The 19,263-nt window shown below is 68.8% G+C and carries 20 protein-coding genes and 1 tRNA gene; 7 read left to right on the forward strand and 14 right to left on the reverse strand.

The window, feature by feature from the left end:
- Positions 1–2: 2 nt before the first annotated feature.
- The 6 genes from HW577_RS27025 to HW577_RS00665 all read right to left on the reverse strand — a co-directional run bounded on the left by HW577_RS27025 (position 3) and on the right by HW577_RS00665 (position 5,671).
- Positions 3–1,082: an ABC transporter ATP-binding protein gene (locus tag HW577_RS27025; protein ID WP_198374109.1), complete on the reverse strand. Its 1,080-nt coding sequence runs from the start codon at positions 1,080–1,082 to the stop codon at positions 3–5.
- On the reverse strand, positions 1,075–2,190 hold the full coding sequence (locus HW577_RS00645) for an ABC transporter substrate-binding protein (RefSeq protein ID WP_198374110.1): 1,116 nt from the start codon (positions 2,188–2,190) through the stop codon (positions 1,075–1,077). The genes HW577_RS27025 and HW577_RS00645 overlap by 8 nt, the downstream gene beginning before the upstream one ends.
- A gap of 23 nt (positions 2,191–2,213) precedes the next feature.
- Positions 2,214–3,023, reverse strand: coding sequence for an ABC transporter permease (locus HW577_RS00650; RefSeq protein WP_198374111.1), 810 nt, complete (start codon positions 3,021–3,023; stop codon positions 2,214–2,216).
- A gap of 5 nt (positions 3,024–3,028) precedes the next feature.
- Positions 3,029–3,901: an ABC transporter permease gene (locus tag HW577_RS00655; RefSeq protein ID WP_198374112.1), complete on the reverse strand. Its 873-nt coding sequence runs from the start codon at positions 3,899–3,901 to the stop codon at positions 3,029–3,031.
- Between the two features lie 103 nt (positions 3,902–4,004).
- On the reverse strand, positions 4,005–4,919 hold the full coding sequence (locus HW577_RS00660; RefSeq protein ID WP_198374113.1) for an NAD-dependent epimerase/dehydratase family protein: 915 nt from the start codon (positions 4,917–4,919) through the stop codon (positions 4,005–4,007).
- 2 nt (positions 4,920–4,921) lie between these two features.
- On the reverse strand, positions 4,922–5,671 hold the full coding sequence (locus HW577_RS00665) for a sugar phosphate isomerase/epimerase family protein (protein WP_198374114.1): 750 nt from the start codon (positions 5,669–5,671) through the stop codon (positions 4,922–4,924).
- 229 nt (positions 5,672–5,900) lie between these two features.
- Between HW577_RS00665 and HW577_RS00670 the strand changes: the two genes are divergently transcribed.
- Entirely contained in the window at positions 5,901–7,247 is a 1,347-nt protein-coding gene (locus HW577_RS00670; RefSeq protein WP_198374115.1) for an aminotransferase family protein, read from the forward strand.
- Positions 7,248–7,608: 361 nt separating this feature from the next.
- Here HW577_RS00670 and HW577_RS00675 read toward each other — a convergent pair whose 3' ends face one another.
- Both HW577_RS00675 and HW577_RS00680 read right to left on the reverse strand, forming a co-directional pair.
- Complete coding sequence (locus tag HW577_RS00675) at positions 7,609–7,995, reverse strand: carboxymuconolactone decarboxylase family protein (RefSeq protein WP_198374116.1); 387 nt, start codon at positions 7,993–7,995, stop codon at positions 7,609–7,611.
- An 87-nt stretch (positions 7,996–8,082) separates the two neighbouring features.
- Positions 8,083–9,066, reverse strand: a complete 984-nt coding sequence (locus tag HW577_RS00680; protein WP_198374117.1) for a TRAP transporter substrate-binding protein — start codon at positions 9,064–9,066, stop codon at positions 8,083–8,085.
- A 122-nt stretch (positions 9,067–9,188) separates the two neighbouring features.
- On the opposite strand from HW577_RS00680, the gene HW577_RS00685 reads away from it, so the two are divergent.
- The gene (locus HW577_RS00685) at positions 9,189–10,229 is read left to right on the forward strand and encodes a uroporphyrinogen decarboxylase family protein (protein ID WP_198374118.1); all 1,041 of its coding nucleotides are present in this window, start codon (positions 9,189–9,191) and stop codon (positions 10,227–10,229) included.
- A complete protein-coding gene (locus HW577_RS00690; protein ID WP_198374119.1) occupies positions 10,229–11,086 on the forward strand; it encodes an amidohydrolase family protein in 858 nt (285 codons plus the stop codon). Before HW577_RS00685 ends, HW577_RS00690 begins: the two co-directional genes overlap by 1 nt.
- On the opposite strand, the gene HW577_RS00695 is transcribed toward HW577_RS00690, so the two are convergent.
- The 5 genes from HW577_RS00695 to HW577_RS00715 all read right to left on the reverse strand — a co-directional run bounded on the left by HW577_RS00695 (position 11,087) and on the right by HW577_RS00715 (position 15,526).
- Entirely contained in the window at positions 11,087–12,367 is a 1,281-nt protein-coding gene (locus tag HW577_RS00695; protein ID WP_198374120.1) for a TRAP transporter large permease, read from the reverse strand. It abuts the gene before it with no gap.
- Positions 12,364–12,840, reverse strand: coding sequence for a TRAP transporter small permease (locus HW577_RS00700; RefSeq protein ID WP_198374121.1), 477 nt, complete (start codon positions 12,838–12,840; stop codon positions 12,364–12,366). The genes HW577_RS00695 and HW577_RS00700 overlap by 4 nt, the downstream gene beginning before the upstream one ends.
- Positions 12,837–13,832: a TRAP transporter substrate-binding protein gene (locus tag HW577_RS00705; RefSeq protein ID WP_198374122.1), complete on the reverse strand. Its 996-nt coding sequence runs from the start codon at positions 13,830–13,832 to the stop codon at positions 12,837–12,839. The genes HW577_RS00700 and HW577_RS00705 overlap by 4 nt, the downstream gene beginning before the upstream one ends.
- A gap of 81 nt (positions 13,833–13,913) precedes the next feature.
- Positions 13,914–14,636 carry a maleate cis-trans isomerase family protein gene (locus HW577_RS00710; RefSeq protein WP_198374123.1) on the reverse strand — a complete coding sequence of 241 codons (723 nt, stop codon included), beginning with the start codon at positions 14,634–14,636 and terminating at the stop codon, positions 13,914–13,916.
- On the reverse strand, positions 14,633–15,526 hold the full coding sequence (locus HW577_RS00715) for an ABC transporter substrate-binding protein (protein WP_198374124.1): 894 nt from the start codon (positions 15,524–15,526) through the stop codon (positions 14,633–14,635). The genes HW577_RS00710 and HW577_RS00715 overlap by 4 nt, the downstream gene beginning before the upstream one ends.
- A 93-nt stretch (positions 15,527–15,619) precedes the next feature.
- Between HW577_RS00715 and HW577_RS00720 the strand changes: the two genes are divergently transcribed.
- Both HW577_RS00720 and HW577_RS00725 read left to right on the forward strand, forming a co-directional pair.
- Entirely contained in the window at positions 15,620–16,786 is a 1,167-nt protein-coding gene (locus HW577_RS00720) for an acyl-CoA dehydrogenase family protein (protein ID WP_198374125.1), read from the forward strand.
- A gap of 14 nt (positions 16,787–16,800) precedes the next feature.
- Positions 16,801–17,202 carry a DUF2237 family protein gene (locus HW577_RS00725; protein WP_198374126.1) on the forward strand — a complete coding sequence of 134 codons (402 nt, stop codon included), beginning with the start codon at positions 16,801–16,803 and terminating at the stop codon, positions 17,200–17,202.
- Between the two features lie 6 nt (positions 17,203–17,208).
- On the opposite strand, the gene HW577_RS00730 is transcribed toward HW577_RS00725, so the two are convergent.
- Positions 17,209–17,285: transfer RNA gene (locus HW577_RS00730), tRNA-Arg, on the reverse strand.
- A gap of 111 nt (positions 17,286–17,396) precedes the next feature.
- On the opposite strand from HW577_RS00730, the gene HW577_RS00735 reads away from it, so the two are divergent.
- Both HW577_RS00735 and HW577_RS00740 read left to right on the forward strand, forming a co-directional pair.
- Positions 17,397–17,927, forward strand: coding sequence for a GNAT family N-acetyltransferase (locus tag HW577_RS00735; RefSeq protein WP_198374127.1), 531 nt, complete (start codon positions 17,397–17,399; stop codon positions 17,925–17,927).
- A 31-nt stretch (positions 17,928–17,958) separates the two neighbouring features.
- A partial coding sequence (locus HW577_RS00740; RefSeq protein ID WP_198374128.1) for a cation:proton antiporter occupies positions 17,959–19,263 on the forward strand: 1,305 nt, incomplete at its 3' end.

The following is a 19,263-nucleotide window of genomic DNA, read 5'->3' on the forward strand; positions in this document are numbered from 1 at the left end:
CTTCAATCACGCAGTGCGAGCGCGGTGCCCGGGGACCAGCGCAACCCGACACGGCCGCCGATGGTGAAGCGCTCTGCTGCGCCCGTGTTTCCGGCCTCCGAGATCAACACCAGCCCGCCATCCAGGCGAACGGAACGGCGCAGTGTCGGGCCCATGTAGATCTCGTCCTCCAGTACGCCGCCGAGGAAGCCCTGAGCGGGTTCGACAACCTCGACCCTCTCGTAGCGGAGGGAGACGAGCACATCCTGCCCGGGCAGCGCCCCCTCCGGCGCACGGACCGGCACATGCGTCCCGCCCGGGATCTCGGCGGTTGTGGGGTCCTGCCCGATCCGCGCCTCAATGAAGTTCGAATGGCCGATGAACTCGGCAACGAAGCGGCGGGAGGGATTCTCGTACACATCGCGCGGCGTGCCGATCTGCAGGATGCGCCCGCCGCTCATGACCGCGAGACGATCGGACATCGAGATCGCCTCTCCCTGGTCGTGTGTGACGAAGATGAAGGTGCTGCCGGTCGCGCGATGGATGCGCCTCAGTTCCTCCTGCATCTGTAGCCGGAGCTGCAGGTCGAGTGCCGAGAGGGGTTCGTCCAGCAGTAGCACTTCCGGCTCGTTGACCAGGGCACGTGCCAGGGCGACGCGCTGGCGTTGCCCGCCGGAAAGCTGGTCCACGCCGCGATCGCCGTAGCCTCCGAGGCGAACGAGGCCGAGCGCTTCCTCGACCTTGCGCGCGATCTCGGCCCTTGGCAGTCGCTTCATCTCGAGTCCGAAGGCGACGTTGCGCGCGACCGAGAGGTGGGGAAAGAGCGCACCATGCTGGAAGATCATGTTGGTGCGCCGCCGGTGGGGCGGGTCGCCCAGCGCATCGCGCCCACCGATCAGCAACTCCCCCGAGGTGGGTGTCTCGAAGCCACCTATGATCCGGAGCAGCGTCGTCTTGCCGCAGCCGGACGGTCCCAGGAGGGAGAAGAACTCCCCCCTGGCGACGTCGAGGTCCGCCGCGTCGAGCGCGACAACCTCGCCGAAACGCTTGGTGATGCCGCGGATCGAAACCGCGATCGTGCCGGACTGCACGGGATCAGGCACTCTTTACCCGGCTCCAGGCTTCTATCCACATATTCATGTTGGTCGGGAACTTCAGCAGGTAGTGCTTCACCGAGCCGTCGAAGATCCCGTAGCCGAAGGTCCGTCGCTCCTCGGCCGTCAATCCGGTCTCCGCGAGCTTCGAGGCCGAGATATAGCCGACCGCCTTGGTGAGCTGGCTGGAATAGCGCGCCCCGAGGATGGCGTTGATCAGCCGCGCGGCTGCCGCGGGCTGCTTCGCATCTTTCGGAATGTAGCCGGCGAGCACGAGCGACAGGACGCCTTCCTTCGGGAAGGCGCCGTTGATCGGAAAGCCGCGATTCTGAAGGTCCACGCGCATCGGGACGATGCCGTAGCCCACGACGATCTCGCCGCTCGCGAGCAGGGACGATCCCTGCGCGAAGGTGGTGAAGAAGGTCCGTACATGGCGCTTGCGCGAGATCAGGAAGCGGACGACGTCATTCAGCTGCGCACGATCCATCTTCTCAGGTTCGGCGTGGCCCATGTACAGGCCGGCCGCCATCAGCATCTGATGCGCGACGTCCCACCACCCGATGCGCCCGCTGTACTTGTCCTCGAATAGCGGCGCCCAGGATTGGGTGAACGGGTCATTTTCCGGCACGACGTTGCGGTTGTACAGGACGCTGTCGAAGCCCCAGTAGAGCGGCAGCATGTAGGTGTTGCCGCCCCGCACCTCGATGCCTGCCGCGCGCGATTCGTCGGTGAGATGCGCGAGGTTCGGAATGAGGGAGAGGTCGATCGGCCGCACCTTCTCGTCGCCGGGCCGCGCGCCCATGACGACTGGACGCGAGAAGTCGAAGGTGCTCGAGACGAGGTCCCAGCGCGAGGTGCCGCCCGGCGCGGCCACGCGAGAAACAACGTCCGTGGAGGACTGCCAAGGGCCATCCGTCAGGCGGACATTGGCTTCCTGCTCCAGCGTGCTGCGCAGATCGCCCTGCACCGTGGCATTGACGAGCAGGACGTCCACCGGCGTGGGCGCGCCCTGGCCGAGGGCCCCGTGCGGCAACAGGCCGCTGGCAAGCCCCAAGGCCGCGGCGCCGCCACCGACAAGGCCGCGTCGGCTGAGTTCTGGTGTACTTCGCTTGATCATCTTCGGGTCCTTCCGGCTGGGTTTCAGGCACTGGATCTGCGCGCCCGCCCTCGGTCGGCGCGCGCAGAGATGACGAAGCCCGCAAGCGAGACCAGGACGGAGACCGCCATGACCACGACCCCAACCGCGGGCAGGAAGGGAGCCATCTGTTCGGACAGGAGCGTCCAGAGCTGGACCGGCACGGTCCGGTCGTTTCCGACCACGAACAGCGTGCGGATGAATTCGTCGAAGGACAAGGTGAATGCGAACATCGCCGTCGCGATCAAGCCCGGTCGGACCAGCGGCAACACCACGAGACGGAACACACCCCAGGGCGTCGCGCCGAGGTCCATCGCGGCTTCCTCAATGCTGCGGTCGAAGCCGTGCAGGCGCGGGAAGATCGTCAGAAAGGCGAAGGGCAGGACCCAGGTGACGTGAGCGACCAGGGCCGCAGGCCACAGGCCCGGCGGCACGCCCACCACGCCGAAGAAGGCCAGGTAGATGATGCCGCCGACGATGCCGGGAATGAGGATCGGCAGCAGCAATGCCTTCATGAGAAGCGACTTGCCGGGAAACTCCGCCCGGAAGCCCATCGCCAGCATCAGCGCCAGAGAGGTGGCCACGATCGCGCTCGCGGCACCGAGCATCGTGCTGTTCAAGATGGCGCGTACCAGTGCCGGGGTCGCCCAGACTTCCTCAAACCATCGCCAGGTGAAGCCCTGGAAGGGCAGCCCGATCACCTGGCTGTCGTTCACCGACAAGACAACCAGCAGCAGGATCGGCAGATAGAGAAAGGCATAGAAGGCCCCTGCATAGCCGATCAGCGCCGCGCGCCGGAGGCTTGAGCCCTTCATCCGCGTCAGCCCTTCAGGAACACGTCGTCCAGACGCACGCGGCGCCCGAAGACGGCCAGGCAGAGGAAAACCACCGCGATAAGCACGACCGACAACGCCGCGCCGAGCGCCCAGTTGTTCGTGTGGGTGAACTGGGCCGCGATGACGTTGCCAAACATGAGGCCGGTCGTCCCGCCCAGCAGCTGCGGCGTGACATAGGCACCGCAGGCGAGCAGGAAGACCATGATGCAGCCGGAGAACACCCCCGGCAGAGAGAGCGGCAGCGTCACGCGCAGGAAGGCGCGTACCGGGCCTGCGCCGAGGTCGCTCGCCGCCTCGGCCAGGCGCGGGTCCATCCGGTCGAGCGACAGGTAGATCGGCAGGGTCATGAACAGCGTGTAGACGTAGACCAGCCCGACATGGGTCGCGCCCTCGTTGTACAGCAGCCAGTCAAGCGGGGCGTCGACGATGCCGAGTTGCATCAGCACCGAGTTCACGAGCCCGTTGCGCCCCAGCATGGGCAGCCAGACGAAGGTGCGGACGACGTAGCTCGTCCAGAACGGCAGGAAGAGCAGCAGCAGCAGGATCGACTTGCGCGACCCGCGCAACGAAGCGAGGAAATAGGCAATCGGATACGACACCAGCAGCGAGATCAGCGTGACGGTGAGCGCGATGCGGAGCGTCTGCAGGAGCACGCGGGCATAGACGGAATCGTCCGTCAGGATCCGGTAGTTGTCGAGCGTCGCGTCGCGGCTCAGCCCGAAGATCGACGAGGTCCAGAAGGACATCACCGCGAGCAGCATTAGAGGGGCGACCGCAAATGCCAGCAGCCAAGCGAGCCCCGGCAGCACGAGCAGCGCGCGCCGGTCGAAGCGGCGATCTCCCCGTGACGTACTCACGTGCACCGTCTCTCCCCACTGCCAGTTCGGCCCGCCATGCGGCATGTCCTGTCGAAGGGCGCCCGAACGCTAACATGATGCGCCGCACGCGCAATCCGCCTTCTCACCGGCCCGTGCCGGTCGCCGCCGAGATCATGCGAGCGATCCCTTGCCGGTGATCGATCCGCGCGCGGAAGTCGAAGTCGCGCGCGGCCGCCTCGACGTCCATGGGGCCGCGTGCGACACTTGGAAGCGATGGATCCTCCGTCATCTCGACGCGCAGGCCTGCGGCGCGCAGAGCGACGGCGACATCGTCCAGCGAGACAAGGTCCGGATGGGCGATGTTGTAATGGAGTTGCAGCGGCCTCGTGGGACGGAGCGCCGCGGTAATCGTGGCGTCCGCTGCGTCGTCGATGAAGATGTAGGGCCAGGGCGGCTGCCGCGGCACGCGCACCGGAACGCCGCGAATGGCCGCCGCTACGACATCGCCGATCGGCATCGCGGTTTGCCGGCCGGGACCGTAAATGGCGGTGAAGCGCAGGGAGACCATCTCCATCGGGCAGCGTCCGCTCAAGCCGCTGAGCACTTGGTCGAAGGCCGCCTTGGAAGCGCCATAGGTCGTGTTCGGCCGCATCGGTGGATCGTCCGGCAGCGGTCCGTCCACAAATTCGCCGATGGCCGAAATCGAGGAACAGAAGACGAAGCGCCCTGCCTGCGCGGCCAGGCTCGCATCGAGCAGGTTCAGGCTGCCGCGCAGGTTTATTGCCATGACCCGCTGCGGCGCGTCGGCCAGCACCATCGGCCCGGAGACTCCGCCGGCATGGATAACGGCATCCGGCCGGAAGTCCATGAGCAGGGCCACGATCCGGGATGGGTCGGACAAATCCTCCGCAAGGTGGCGGTGCGGTGCGCCTGCTGCAGGTTCCACCGGGTCCAGCCCGAGCACATCATGGCCTGCCCTGGCAAGCCGTGCGGCGACCGCTGCGCCAAGGAAGCCGCTCGATCCGGTGATCAGGATGCGTTTGCTGTCTTGCTGCATGCTCACTCCGTCAGCGCCAGCAGGTCTGCCGCGGCGCGATCAAGAAGGTCCTCGATGTCTGGTGCGCCGAGCTGGTCGTGGAAGACCTCGTACTCGATGCCGCCTGCATGGCCGGCCTGGGCCGCGAGGCGCAGGATGCGGCGCACCTCCTGGCTTCCCGCCGCACCCAGTTCGGCACGCCGCGGCACGCCGCCGTCGGCGGGCAGGTCGATGCCGCAGATCTGGATCAGCATGACGCGCTGCGCGTGATCCGACATCAGTTGCTCAAGATCGGCATCCCACCACGAATGGTGTAGGTCCAGCGTCAGTCCGATCCATGGAAAGGGTTCGATCGCGGCAAGTGCAGCGGAGATCTGGTTGATGCAGCCGCGCGGGCCGATCGCCATGGGATGGAAGGGTTCGAGCGCCAGGCGCACCCCCTCCCGTTGCGCTCTTTCGGCGAGGCGTGCCAGCCCGTCCGCGACCCGCGCCCGGGCGTCCGCGAGAGGCATGCCCGCTGCCGCATGCAGGAGCCCTCCAGGAATGAAGTTCACCGGCGCATCGAGTTCCGCAGCAGCGGCAAAAAGTCTTGCGTCGAGCTCCGCCTGGCGACGCGCGGCAGCGGCATCGGCATGCAGCACATAGCCGGCGCTGTTCAGCGATGTCGCCTGAAGCCCATAGGCGCCAAGCAGGCGGCGCAGGTCACGCGGTGGCGCTGCGTCCACCTCGCGTGCCGTGAGCCCTATCCCTCCGAAGCCGCGCTCAGCGAGCATGCGGCAGAAGTGCTCCGTCCGGCAGTCTCGCGGCGCGGCATAGGCGCTCACGGCAAAGCCCGCGAGCTGAGCATGCGATATCCGAGCCATCTTTCCGCGCCGGTCCTACGTCAGGACGTCAGTAGGCCCGAGCAGAAGGCACCATGCCAAGCCCCGCCGGTGACCTTGCACGCGCAGCGTAGCGTCGGCAGGATCGTCAACTTCGTCGCGCCAGTGCGGAGGCAACGGGATGCGGTCGGGGCTCGTGCAGTCATTCTTTGCTCCCACCACGCGGCCGCGTATCGTGCGGGCAGAGGGTGTCTGGTTCACGGATAGCGACGGACGGCGCTACCTCGATGCTTCCTCCGGACCCGTCGCATGCAACCTCGGCCACGCTCATCCGCGTATCCTCGATGCGATGATGCGCCAGGCCCGCGACCTCACCTTCGCCTTTCCGACGCAGTTCGAGACCGAGGTGAACGAGCGGCTCGGTGCACGCCTCGCGGAATTGTCCGGACCTGGCCTCGACCGGGCCTTTCTTGTGTCTGGCGGGTCCGAGGCGATCGAGACCGCCATCAAGTTCCTGCGCCAGCACGCCGTCGCGATCGGTGAGCCTGAGCGCTGGAAGGTCATCGCGCTGGAGCCGAGCTACCACGGGAATACGCTCGGGGCCCTGGCGATCTCGGGCGATCCGGTGGCGCGTCAGGTCTTCGCCCCCCTGCTTGCGTCGCAGCCGCATGTTCCGGCGCCCCTCACCTATCGCGTGCCGGAGAACCACAGCGCCGAATCCTGGGCGCGACACTGTGCCGGACTGCTCGATGAGGTGATTCGCAGGGAGGGCCCGGAGACCATCCTTGCCTTCGTCATGGAGCCCGTTGGGGGGACCTCCTCGGGCGCCAACGTTCCGCATGAGCTCTATCACCGTGCGGTGCGCGACATCTGCACGCGGCACGGCATCGCGCTGGTTCATGATGAGGTGATGTGCGGGGCGGGACGGACCGGATGCTTCCTGGCATCGGAACATTGGCCTGGTGTCCGTCCCGATGTCGTCGTCTTGGCCAAGGGGATTTCCGCCGGCTACACGCCGATGGGCGCAGTGTTGGCCCCGGCGTCCATGGTTGATCGCGTAGCGGCTGCCGGCGGCTTCATGCACACCTTCACCTACTTCGCGAATCCGCTGTCCTGCGCGGTTGGCCTCGCGGTGCTCGACGAACTCGCGGCAGGCGACCTGGTCGGCAATGCCGGTCGAATGGGTGCCTTGCTGTGCGAAGGGCTCAACCGTCTCGCGCAGGAGTTCCGCACCATCGGTGACGTCCGCGGGCTTGGGCTGTTGCTCGCGGTCGAACTCATCGCTGACAAGGAAACGAAACGTTCTCTACCACTGGTGCTCAATGCGGTTGGCCGCCTGCAGGAGATCGCACTCGGGCAGGGTCTCGCGCTGTATGCGCGACGGACCGCCGGCGGACGATGGGGAGAGTGGTTCATGGTAGCTCCGCCCTTGACCGTGACAGCGGCCGAGATTGATGAACTGCTCAATAGACTGCGGAGTGCCATGTTCATTTTCGAGGCGGAGATGGAGGCCTTACAGACATCTTGAATTCTGCTGCACCCGTGACGGCTCGGGATGACGGGACGCCGTTCCTGATGAAGCGCAAGACAACGTCGTCGGGAAGGAGGTTGTCATCGAAAGCGCTGTGCGGATCGAGGTGGTGCTGACGTGCCTCCCGGCTCTTGGACTGCGCTGAGCCGAATGATTTCAGTCTATCGCCTGCTTGCCAGCCTTGGGACGCCCTGGCGGGCGTCATCCACCGCTATGCGGTTGGCGTGGGCCGTGTGCCGGCGAGCGGGCTCGCCGGCGTCTCGTTGCAGATCGCGATGTACGCAACGCTCGTTCCTCGCGCCGCTCCAGCGACGAGGAGGAGTTTGATGGTGTTGGCGCGCAGGATTAGGACGCTACCCTAGCGATCGGCGAACTCCGGTTCCTCGAAGACCTCCTTCGCGACCTTGAAGGCTTCCCCAGCTGCCGGCACGCCGCAATAGACGCAGGCCTGGAGGAAGACTTCCTGGATCTCCGCCCGTGTCACCCCATTGGTCAGGGCGCCACGGACATGGATCTTCAGCTCATTCGGCTTGCCGAGCGCCACCAGCATGCCGAGGTTGACCATGCTGCGCGCCTTGCGGTCGAGCCCCGGGCGGCCCCAGACGTCACCCCAGCAATAGCGTAGTGCGAGTTCCTGGAACGGCATGTCGAAGTCGGTGGCGCTGCTCATCGCGGCATCGTGCCGCGCCTGGCCGATCACCTCGGCGCGCAGCCGCTTGCCGGTTTCGAGGAGATCGTCGCTCATCCTGAATGTTCCTTCGCTCAGGGTCGCAGTCGCCCCGACGCGTGGGGCGAAAACAGTTCTAGCAGGGCGTGACGCGCGCGCCTTGCCTCAGCGCGGCAGCGCCGCGCGGTAGGCCTCCAGCACCTGCTGCCCCTCCGGCCCCGCGCGCTGGACCCATTCCTGCGTTTGGCGCGCGCCGACCTCGCGTAGCTGGGTCATGAAGGCGGCGGAGGGCTCCCGCACCTGCATGCCGCGGCTGCGCAGCCGCTCGACCATCTCCCCTTCCGCCGCCCGCGCGAATTCCAGGCCGCGCACGGCCGCGCGCCCTGCGGCCTCGGTCATCGCGTTCCGCGTCGCCTCGTCCAGCGCGCGGAAGGCGCGAGCATTGACGAAGACCAGGTTGCGCGCGCGCATGCCGCCGACATCGGTGAAGTACCGTGCATAGTCCCAGGCAGCTGTGTCGACGCCGGTCTGCGCCGAGGTGAACATCGCTGCGATCACGCCGGTGGCGAAGGCCTGGGGGATTTCCGCCACCTGCACCGTCACGGGCGTCGCGCCGAGCAGTTCGGCCATGCGTAGGGTCAATGCGTTGTAGGTGCGGAAGCGCAGGCCGCGCAGGTCCTCGGCGTTGCGCACCTCGTTGCGCGTATAGAAGGCCTGGCTCGGCCAGGGCACCATGTAGAGCGGGATCATCCCCTGGCGTTCGAGCCGCGCGCGGATATAGGGCTGCGAGACGCGGTCGAGCGCCGCCGTCGCTTCCCATGTGTCCGCAAGGAAGGGGACGCTGTCGAGCTCGAAGAACGGATCCTCGTTGCCGTGCACGGATAGCAGTACCTCGCCCAGCTGGATCTGGCCGGTCTGCACGCCGCGCTTGATGTTCGGCATGGTTAGCAGCGACGCGCCGAAATGCAGCTGGATCTGCAGCCGGCCCGATGTCGCCTGCTGCACGTCGTCGATGAAGGCGCGCACGTTGCGAGTGTGAAAGTTCCCTTCGGCATAGGCGGTCGCCATCGTCCAGCGCGTCTGCGCCTGTGCGGCGCTGCAGCCCAGGGCCAGCATGGCGGCGGCGAGCACCGTCCTTCGCAGTGTCATGGGATCCTCCCTCGCGATCTCGTCGTCGCGCGGCGAGCATCGCATGGCGGCGGCTTCTGGCAAGACTGGGTCCCTGGCCACGCCGGCGGTGCGCGGCTAGCCTCGCGCAAGGAGGCAACGCCATGACTCAGAAGCTGCTGCCGACATCGCTCGTCGGCTCCTACCCCCAGCCCGAGTGGCTGATCGACCGGAAGCGGCTCGCCGGGCGTTTTCCCCCGCGCGTGCGGGCGCGCGAATTGTGGCGCGTGGCACCCGATGCGCTCGACCAGGCGCAGGAGGATGCTACGCTGCTGGCCATCCGCGCGCAGGAGAAGGCGGGGCTCGATATCATCACGGATGGGGAAATGCGGCGGGAATCCTATTCCAACCGCTTTGCCACCGCGCTCGATGGCGTGGATATCGACAATCCCGGCATGGCGCTCGACCGAAGCGGGCATCCGAACCCGGTGCCGCGCGTGGTCGGCCGCATCAGCCGCCGGCACGCGGTCGAGACGCAGGACGTGCAGTTCCTGCGCGCCAACACCGACCGGATGATCAAGATCACCGTGCCCGGTCCCTTCACCATGGCCCAGCAGGCGCAGAACGACTTCTACGCCGACGAGGCGGAGATGGCGATGGACTATGCCGCGGCGGTGAACGAGGAGATCCGCGACCTTTTTGTCGCCGGCGCGGACATCGTGCAGATCGACGAGCCCTACATGCAGGCGCGGCCCGAGAAGGCGCGGCAATACGGCCTCGCCGCCGTCAACCGGGCGCTTGAGGGCATCACCGGCACCACGGCGCTGCACATCTGCTTCGGTTACGCCGCAATCATCCATGCGCGGCCGACGGGCTATTCCTTCCTCCCCGAGCTGTGCAACTGCCGCGTCCGGCAGATCTCGATCGAGACGGCGCAGTCCAATCTCGACACCAGCGTGCTCAAGCAACTGCCGGACCAGACCATCATCCTCGGCGTCGTCGACCTGGCGGACATGAAGGTGGAGAGCGCGGAGACGGTCGCGGCGCGCATTCGCCGCGCGCTGCCGCATGTTGATCCGGCGCGCGTCATAGTCGCACCCGATTGCGGCATGAAGTACCTGCCGCGCGATGTCGCCGACGGGAAGATGCGCGCCATGGTCGAAGGGGCCGCGATCGTGCGGCGCGAACTGGCGGGAGCCGCGTGATGAAGCCCTGCCTTCCCCCGCTCAATGTCGTCCCGAACCCGTCCTGGAAGGCGCCGCCGCTGTCCTGCGACTGCCACTTCCACATCTTCGGGCCCTATGACCGCTTCCCGCTCGATGCGGGACGGCATTACGATCCGCAGGCTGCGCTGATCCCGGCCTATCTCCGCGTCGCCGAAGCGCTCGGCATCGGCCGGATGGTGATCGTGCAGCCTTCGGTCTACGGCACGGACAATGCGTGCTCGCTCGACGCTGCCGCACGCTTCGGGCTGGACCGGGCGCGCGTCGTCGCCGTGGTGGATGACAGCTTCGACGAGGCCGCGCTGCGCAACCTGCACGCGCAGGGTACCCGCGGCGTGCGCTTCAACGCCGTGTCGGGCAACGGCACGCCGCTCGACCAGCTGGAGGCGCTGGCGCGTCGTATCGCGCCGCTGGGCTGGCACCTGCAGCTGTATGCCGAAGGGCACCAACTGCCGGACCTGGCGCCGCGGCTTGCCACGCTGCCTGTGCCGGTGGTGGTCGACCACATGGGCGGCGTGCGCAGCGCGGACGGTGTGAACGACGCCGGCTTCCAGGCGCTGCTGCGCATCCTCGACAGCGGCCGCGCCTGGGTGAAGTTGTGCGGCTACCGCATCTCCTCCTCCGGCCCGCCGTTCCGGGACGTCGCACCCTTCGCGCGCGCGCTGCTCGATTCCGCGCCGGACCGCTGCGTGTGGGGGACGGACTGGCCGCACCCGTCGCTGTCGGCCTGGATGCCGGAGGATGGCGCGCTGCTCGACCTGCTCGGCGAATGGGCCCCGTCGGCGGCCGAGCGGCGGCGCGTGCTGGTCGACAACCCGGCCGCGCTCTACGGCTTCTGATCAGCGCGTGGCAGGCTGGAACATCAGCGCGAAGCCGGGGATGTAGGTGGTGAGGAACAGCACCGCCAGCATCCAGGCGATCTGCGGCCAGATCGCCCGGCTGATGCGCGTGAGCGACAGCCCGCTGATCGCCATGCCGATGAACAGGCAATAGCCGATGGGCGGCGCCGCCATTCCGATCGCGACGTTCGTGACGATGATCGCGCCGAAATGGATCGGATCCACGCCGAAGCGGTTGGCGATGGCGATCAGCATGGGGCCAAGGATCACCATGATGGCGATCTCGTCCATAACGGCGGCCAGCAGGAAGAAGGCGATGTTGAGCGCGGCCAGCGCGAGCCACTTCTCGCTGACCGTGGCCGCGAGCCAGGCGGCGAAGCCCGTCGCGATCTGTTCCTGCGCCACGAGGATGCCGAAGCCAGCCGAGACGGCGATGATGGCCGTGACGATCGCGCTGGTGCGCATGGCGTTCACGAAGATGCCGGGCAGCGCACGGAGCGTCAGCTGGCGCTCAATCAGCAGCCCGACCAGCAGCGCATAGACGCAGGAGATCGCGGCCGCCTCCGTCGGCGTGAAAATGCCGCCATAGATGCCGCCCAGCACCACCAGCGGCGAGGCCAGCGCCCAGCGCCCGCGCGCGAAGGCCGCCCCGGCTTCCCGCAGCGTCGCGCGCGGCAGCATCGGCACATCGTTGCGCTTCGCATGCACCCAGCAGATGACCAACAACCCCAGGGCGAGCACAATGCCCGGCACGATGCCCGAGAGAAACAGCCGGCCGATCGACTGTTCCGCCACGATCCCCCAGATCACGAAGGCGATGGAAGGCGGGATCAGCGGACCTAGCACGCCGGCGCTGACCGCGATTGAGGCCGCGAATCCCTTGTCGTAGCCCGCCTTGGCCATGGCCGGGATCATGATGGCGCCGATCGCCGCCGTGGTCGCCGGCGCCGAGCCCGAGATGGCGGAGAAGATCAGCGCCGCCAGCACCGTGACCATGGCGAGGCCTCCACGCAGGTGGCGCACCAGCGTGGAAGCGAAATCCACCAGACGCTGCGACAGTCCGCCCGCCGTCATCAGCTCCCCAGCCAGCATGAACAGCGGAATGGCGAGCAGGCTGAACTGCTGCGACCCGCTGATGACCGATTGCGCCAGGAAGGCGGGCTCGATGTCCGCCGCAATCAGCGCGCCCGTGATCACCAGCGCGATGGCGATGGCGAAGGGCACGCCGAGGACCACCAGCAGGCCGAAGCCGGCCGTCAGGAACCAGCCGACCTCGCTCATGCCGCCACGCCGCCGGGTCGGAGCGCGCGCTCAAGGCCAAACAGCGCCATCAGCGCCCCGCAGGCGATGGCGAGCGCGTTCAGGATCTCCGTCGGGTACCCCATCGCCGCCGAGACGGAGCCGCCGGTGATGTCGAGGAAACGCCAGCCCGACCAGGCGAGGAAGACGCCGAGCGCGGCCGTCAGGGCATCCAGCACCCGCTCCGCCGCGACCCGCCCGGCGCGCGGCAACCTGTCCGGCAGCAGCGTCAGGCGGACATGGAAGCCTTCATGAACGCCGAGCGAGAGGCCGCCGAGCACGCTCCAGGAGAACAGCAGCACCGCCATCTCCTCGCTCCAGGAGGAGGCGGCGCCGACGACGTAGCGCATCACCACCTGGTAGGCGATGCAGCCAAGCATACCGGCGGCGGCCAGCGCGATGGACAGGCGCGTCGCCGCCGCGACGGCGCGCGCCGCGGCGGCGAGCGCCCTCACTGCACCGCGGCGAGCGCGTCGCGCACGATGTCGGCGCCGATCTGCCCGCGGAAGCTTTCGTACATGGGCAGCACGCCGCGCCGGAACGCAGCCTTGTCCGGCACCTCGTTGATCTGCATGCCATGCCGGCGGAGGCTCTCGAGGAAGCCCGTATTGGCTGCCGCATTGGCCGTACGCTGTGCACGCGTCGCCTCGGCCGCGGCTTCCTGCACCGGGCCGCGCAGGTCGGCGGGCAGACGGTCAAAGGTGCGCTTGGCCATCAGCAGGCCGATCATCGAGTAGATGTGGCCGGTCAGCGACAGGTACTTCGTCACTTCATAGTACTTGTTCTGGTCGATGATGCCGAGCGGGATCTCGAGCCCGTCCACCGCGCCTTGCTGCACGGCGGTAAACGTCTCGCCCCAGGCCATCGGCACGGCGTTGCCGCCGAGGCTGCGGAACATCTCGATGTAGATCGGGCTCTGCAGCACGCGGAACTTGATTCCGCGCAGATCCTCCGGCCGCGCGATCGGCCGGACGTTGTTGATCATGTGCCGGAAGCCGCCTTCCATGTAGCCGAGCGGCACGACGCCGCGCGTTTCCAGCCGCTGCCGCAGCGCCGCGCCCACGGCGCCGTCAAGCACGCGATGGCCCTGTTCCTCGTTCGCAAACAGGAACGGCATATCGTTCACCTGGAAGGCGGGCTCGACCTGCGCGATCACCGCGTTGGTGATGACGCCCATGTCGACCGTTCCGAGCCGCATGCCGTCGAGCATCGGACGCTCGTCGCCAAGCGCGCGGTTGGGGAAAAGCTGCACGTCGACGCGTTCGCCCACGCGCCGTTCCAGCCCCTGCTTGAACAGCCGCGCGCCGCTCGCATAGGGGTCCTGCGCCCCGTCGCCGCTGGTCCAGCCGATGCGCAGCACGGTCCGGCCCTGGCCGTGCAGCAGGGCGGGCGCGGATGCGGCGGCAAAGGCGGCGGCGCCGAGGGCGCGGCGGGTGAATTTCGGCATGGACTGTCTCCTCCGTGTGCCCGATGCGTGCCGGGCCGTTGGGCGCGATGATAGGGGACCGGCGCCGCACGGCAAAGCGGCTCAGGGCATCGCCATCAGGCGGCCGAAGCCGGGCACGGCATCGGCGATGCTGCAGCGCCGCAGCGCATGCCAGGCCATGACCTGGTTGCTCGTGATGACCGGCATGCCAAGTTCCGCCTCGAGCAATGCGATCAGCCCGGCGGAGCGGATCGCGGTGCAGGAAATGAAGCAGGCGTCCGCATCGTCCGTCCTCGCCGCACGGACGGCAGCGGCGATGTGGTCGGGTGGGATCAGCGCCATCTCCGCATTCGTGTTCACGCCCATCATGGCGCTGCCGATCGTCTCGATGCTGTGCGCGGAGAGGAAGGCGACCTCCCGCTCATGCACCGGCGCGATATAGGGCGTGACGAGCAGGAGGCGGCGCGCGCGCAGCGCGGCCAGCGCGGCGAGGATCGCCTCCGCCGTGCCGGTCGCCGGCAGGCCGGTTGCCGCCGCGATGCGCGCGGTGATGCCGCCGGCCATTTCCGGCGCGAAGGTCGAGACCGCGGTGCAGTGGAAGGCGAGAAGCGCCGGAAGCGCATCGGCGAGCAGTCGCGCCGCCGCCTCCAGCCCCTCGATCATGCGCAGCAGTTCCTCCTCGGAACTGCCGCGCAGCTCAAGCCGCGTGACATGCGCCGCGACGCCCGGCGGCATCATGGCGTGCAGTTCCGCCTCGCAGACCTGGTTGCCGGAGGGGACCATCAGCCCGATGCGGGCGCGGTCGCCGTAGTCGATCGCGGTCACAGCGACGCCCGGGCCGCGGCCAGCCAACTGCGGTCGATGTAGTCCTCGGCGCGGGTTCGGGCGCGGCTCGGCAGGTCGCGGATCAGCGCGCTGGTTTCGATCAGGTTCTGTACGCCGGCGGCGCTCGCCTCGCCGTCGCGAGGGAAGATCTCGGCCCGGGTGTATTCCTCCCAGGCGCGGTCCGCGTAGCGCGGCTCGATGCCGCTTTCGGCCACCGCGACGTCGCGCGCGAGATCCCGGTCGGCGAAGAAGTGCTCATGCGCGCGGAGGAAACCGCGCAGGAAGCGCAGCAGCACGTTCCGATGCGCCGCCGCCCAGTCGGCATCGACGTCGAGGCTGGTGAACTGGAAGTCCTGCCGCGGCTCGGCCAGTGAGACGAAGCCCTGGTCGAGCGCCATGTGGTTCAGCGGTGCGCCCTGCAGGCCGGCATCGATCCCACCGGAGCGCAGCAGCTCCCACCGCGCGAGGATCGGCCCACAGGGGATGATCTCGTAGTCGCCCGGATAGTGCAGCCCATGTGCGGCGAGCATCTTCATCACCAGGGAGGAGGACCCGGCGCGGAGCGAAGAGACGCCGATCCGCTTGCCGCGCAGGCCCTCGATGCCCTCGATCCCTGGCCGCGCGATCAGCGAAAAGGGCAGCCGGTTCACGTTGCCGCCGATGATGACCTGCCGACCGCCCGTCTCGGCATCGAGGATGACGTGCTCCGTCACGCCGTAGGCCAGCTGCGCCCGGCCGTCACGGACGCGGTCGTTCACCTCCTCGATCCCCTCGATATGGTCGATCGCGAGGTCGATTCCCTCCGCCGCGAAGAGCCCGGCATGCTGGCCGACCCAGGCCGGCATGTTGAAATAGTTCCGCGAGACGACGGCGAGCGTGAGCTTGTCCATGGCGTTCCTCCGCCCGGCACGGTGCGCGGGCGGCGCCTGCTTGCCAAGGGCCGGCGCGGGCACGATCCTCCGCCGCCTTGAAGGGAGGGACGCATGGATTTCGGCCTGACGCCCGAGCAGGAGGCCATCGTCGAGGGTGTCACCGCCATCGGCAGGCGCTTCGGCGACGAGTACTGGCGCGCCTGCGACGACGAGGCGCGCTTTCCACGGGAGTTCCATGGCGCGATGGCTCAGGCCGGGTTCCTCGGCATCACGATGCCGGAGGCGTATGGCGGCGCCGGCCTCGGCGTGACCGAGGCGGCGCTGATGATGGCCGCCGTCGCGCGCCACGGCGGCGGCATGTCCGCGGCCTCGGCGCTGCACATCAACATGTTCGGACCGCACCCGATCGTCGTGCACGGAACGCCGCAGCAGCAGGCGCGCTGGATCCCGCCGCTCGTCGCCGGCACCGACCAGGCCTGCTTCGGCTTCACTGAGCCCGATGCCGGGCTCGACACCACCAGCATCACGACCTTCGCCACGAAAGTGCCCGGCGGCTACCGCGTGAATGGTCGGAAGATCTGGACCTCCACCGCCCAGGTCGCGAACAAGGTCATGCTGCTGACGCGCACGACGCGGAGGGAGGACGCCCGGCGGCCGTCAGACGGCATCACGCTGTTCTACACCGACCTCGACCGCAGCCGCGTCGAGGTGAAGCGCATCCCCAAGATGGGCCGCGCGGCGGTCGATTCGAACATGGTCTTCATCGACGACCTCTTCGTGCCGGAGGAAGACCGCATCGGTGAGGAAGGCCAGGGCTTCCGCTACGTGCTCGACAGCCTCAACCCCGAGCGCATCCTGATCGCGGCCGAGGCGATCGCGATAGGGCAGGACGCGCTCGAGCGCGCGGCGCGCTACGCGCGGGACCGCAGCGTCTTCGGTCGGCCGATCGGGCAGAACCAGGCGATCCAGCACCCGCTCGCGGAATGCTGGGCCGCACTCGAAGCCGCGTGGATGATGACGATGAAGGCGGCCTGGCTCTACGACAGCGGCCGGCCCTGCGGGGCGGAAGCGAATGCGTCGAAGCTGCTCGGCGGCCGCGCGGGCCACCAGGCCTGCCTGCAGGCGGTGATGACGCATGGCGGGATGGGCTACGCCAAGGAATACGTCGTCGAACGCCTGCTGCGGGAGGTGATGATCACCCGCCTCGCCCCCGTCTCCGAGCAGCTGATCCTGTCCTTCATCGCCGAGCGCGTTCTCGGCCAACCGAAATCCTACTGAGGGGGACACGACGGATGGATGACCTGCACGATCGTGGCGGCGGCCGTCCGCAGGCGCGCAACGTGCTGGGCGGCGCGCTGCTGCCCTGTTCCGTCGCGCCGCTGACCGGCTTCTACCGTGACGGGTGCTGCAACACGGGCCCCGGCGATATGGGCCTGCACGTCGTCTGCGCTGAGGTGACCGAGGAATTCCTCGCCTTCAGCCGCGCGATGGGCAACGACCTGTCGACGCCGCGCCCCGAATACGGCTTCGCCGGGCTGAACCCCGGCGACCGCTGGTGTCTCTGCGCCGCGCGGTGGGAGGAAGCACGCCGCGCCGGCGTCGCGCCGCCGGTGCTGCTCGAGGCGACGCATGAGGCGGCGCTGCAGGTGAGCGAGCGGGCACATCTGCTGGCCCATGCGCTCGACGGCGACTGAGGGGGGTGGCGGACCCGAAAGGATTCGAACCTTCGACCTCTGCCTTCGGAGGGCAGCGCTCTATCCAGCTGAGCTACGGGTCCAACCTGGGCAGCCATAGCCCAGCCGCCGCGGGGAAGGAAGCCCCGCACGCCGCAACCTGGCGACCGGTCATCCGGCTTCCCGCTCCGCATCTCCCCGGCCACCCTTCCGCGATGACGACGCCGACCATCCGCCCCGTCCGGGACGAGGACATCCCCGCGATTGCCACCATCTATGGCCATTGGGTGGCCCATGGCCTCGCCAGCTTCGAATACGAGCCACCCGGCGCGAAGGAGATGGCCCGGCGCCGCGACGCCGTGCTCGCCGCCGGGTACCCCTATCTGGTCGCGGAACGGGACGGCGCCGTGCGCGGCTACGCCTATGCCTCGGCCTACCGCACGCGGCCGGGCTACCGCTACGCGGTCGAGAACTCGGTCTATGTCGCGCCCGGCGCGGGCGGCGCCGGGCTGGGTCTGGCGCTGCTCGAGGCGCTGGTCGCCCGCTGCACCGCGCAGGGCTTCCGCCTGATGGTCGCCGTCATCGGCGATTCCGCCAACGAACCCTCCATCCGTCTGCATGCAAGGGCGGGCTTCGCCCGTGCCGGGCTATTGCCCGCCATCGGCTGGAAGCACGGGCGCTGGGTGGACAGCGTCCTAATGACGCGCCCGCTCGGACCCGGCGCCATCACGCCGGCCGACGGCTGACGGATCGCGCAATCCCTGTATCCTAGCGTGGATGAGCCACGCCCCGCCGCTCGTCGCGACGCTCGTGGTCGCGCTCGCGCTCGCCTTCGCCTTCGGATTCGTGGCCCGGCTGCTCCGGCTGCCGCCGCTGCTCGGCTACATCGCCGCGGGCATCGCGGTCGGCCCCTACACGCCGGGCTTCGTCGCCGATGGCGCCGTCACCTCGGGCCTTGCCGAGATCGGCGTCGCGCTGCTGCTCTTCGCCGTCGGGCTGCATTTCCGCGCCCGCGACCTGCTCGCGGTCTGGCGCGTCGCCCTGCCCGGCGCGGTCGCGCAGATCGCGGCCGGCACCTTGCTCGGCGCTGCGGTCGGGTCGGTGCTGCTGGGGCTCGATGCGGCGGGGGCGGCGGTCTTCGGCCTCGCGCTCGCCATATCTTCCACCGCCGTCGCGACGCGCGCGCTGGAGGAGAAAGGTCGGCTGGCCGGCGAGGCGGGCCGCATCGCGCTCGGCTGGCTCGTGGTGCAGGACCTGGTGGTGGTGCTCGCCCTGGTCCTGCTGCCCGCGCTGGCGGGTCCGCAGGGAGATCTCGGCGCCTCGCTCATGCGCACAACCGTGGAACTGGCCGCGTTCCTGGCCGCCATGGCGCTCGGTGGGCGGGTCATCCTGCCACGCCTGCTCGGCCTCGTGGCCGCGACCGGGTCGCGCGAGTTATTCACCCTCGCGGTCATCGTCGTTGCGCTCGGCACGGCCTTCGGCGCCTCGGCGCTGTTCGGCGTCTCGCCTGCACTTGGCGCCTTCTTCGCCGGGGTCCTGCTGGGCGAAAGCCCGCTGGGCCACCAGGCGGCGGCCGAGACGGCGCCGCTGCAGCGCGTCTTCGTCGCGATCTTCTTCGTCTCGGTGGGCATGCTGGTGGATCCCGGCGCGATGCTCGCCGCCCCAGGGGCATCACTCGCGACGCTGCTCGCGGTGCTGCTCGGCACGGGGGGCGCGATCCTCGGCCTGCTGGTGCTGCTGCGCGTGCCGGTGCCCGCGGCGGCCTCCGTCGCCGGGGCCATGGCGCAGATCGGCGAATTCTCCTTCCTGCTGGCGCAGCTGGGCATCGGTGCGGGGCTGCTGCCGGATGCGGCGCGCGGCCCGCTGCTCGCCGCGGCGACGCTGTCCATCCTCGGCACGCCCCTGATGCAGTGGCTCGCCGACCGCGCGGCGGTGCGGATCGAGGGGACACGCCGCATGCGCGCCTGGCTCGCGCGGCGCGGGCGGGCGCGCCTGTCGCACCCGCCGGCGCAGGGGCTGGACGGCCATGCGATCCTGGTCGGGCATGGGCGCGTCGGCCGCGTCGTCGCCACGGCGCTGCGC

Origin of the sequence: Neoroseomonas rubea (assembly GCF_016106015.1) — a bacterium.
In the GTDB taxonomy this organism is placed as follows: domain Bacteria; phylum Pseudomonadota; class Alphaproteobacteria; order Acetobacterales; family Acetobacteraceae; genus Neoroseomonas; species Neoroseomonas rubea.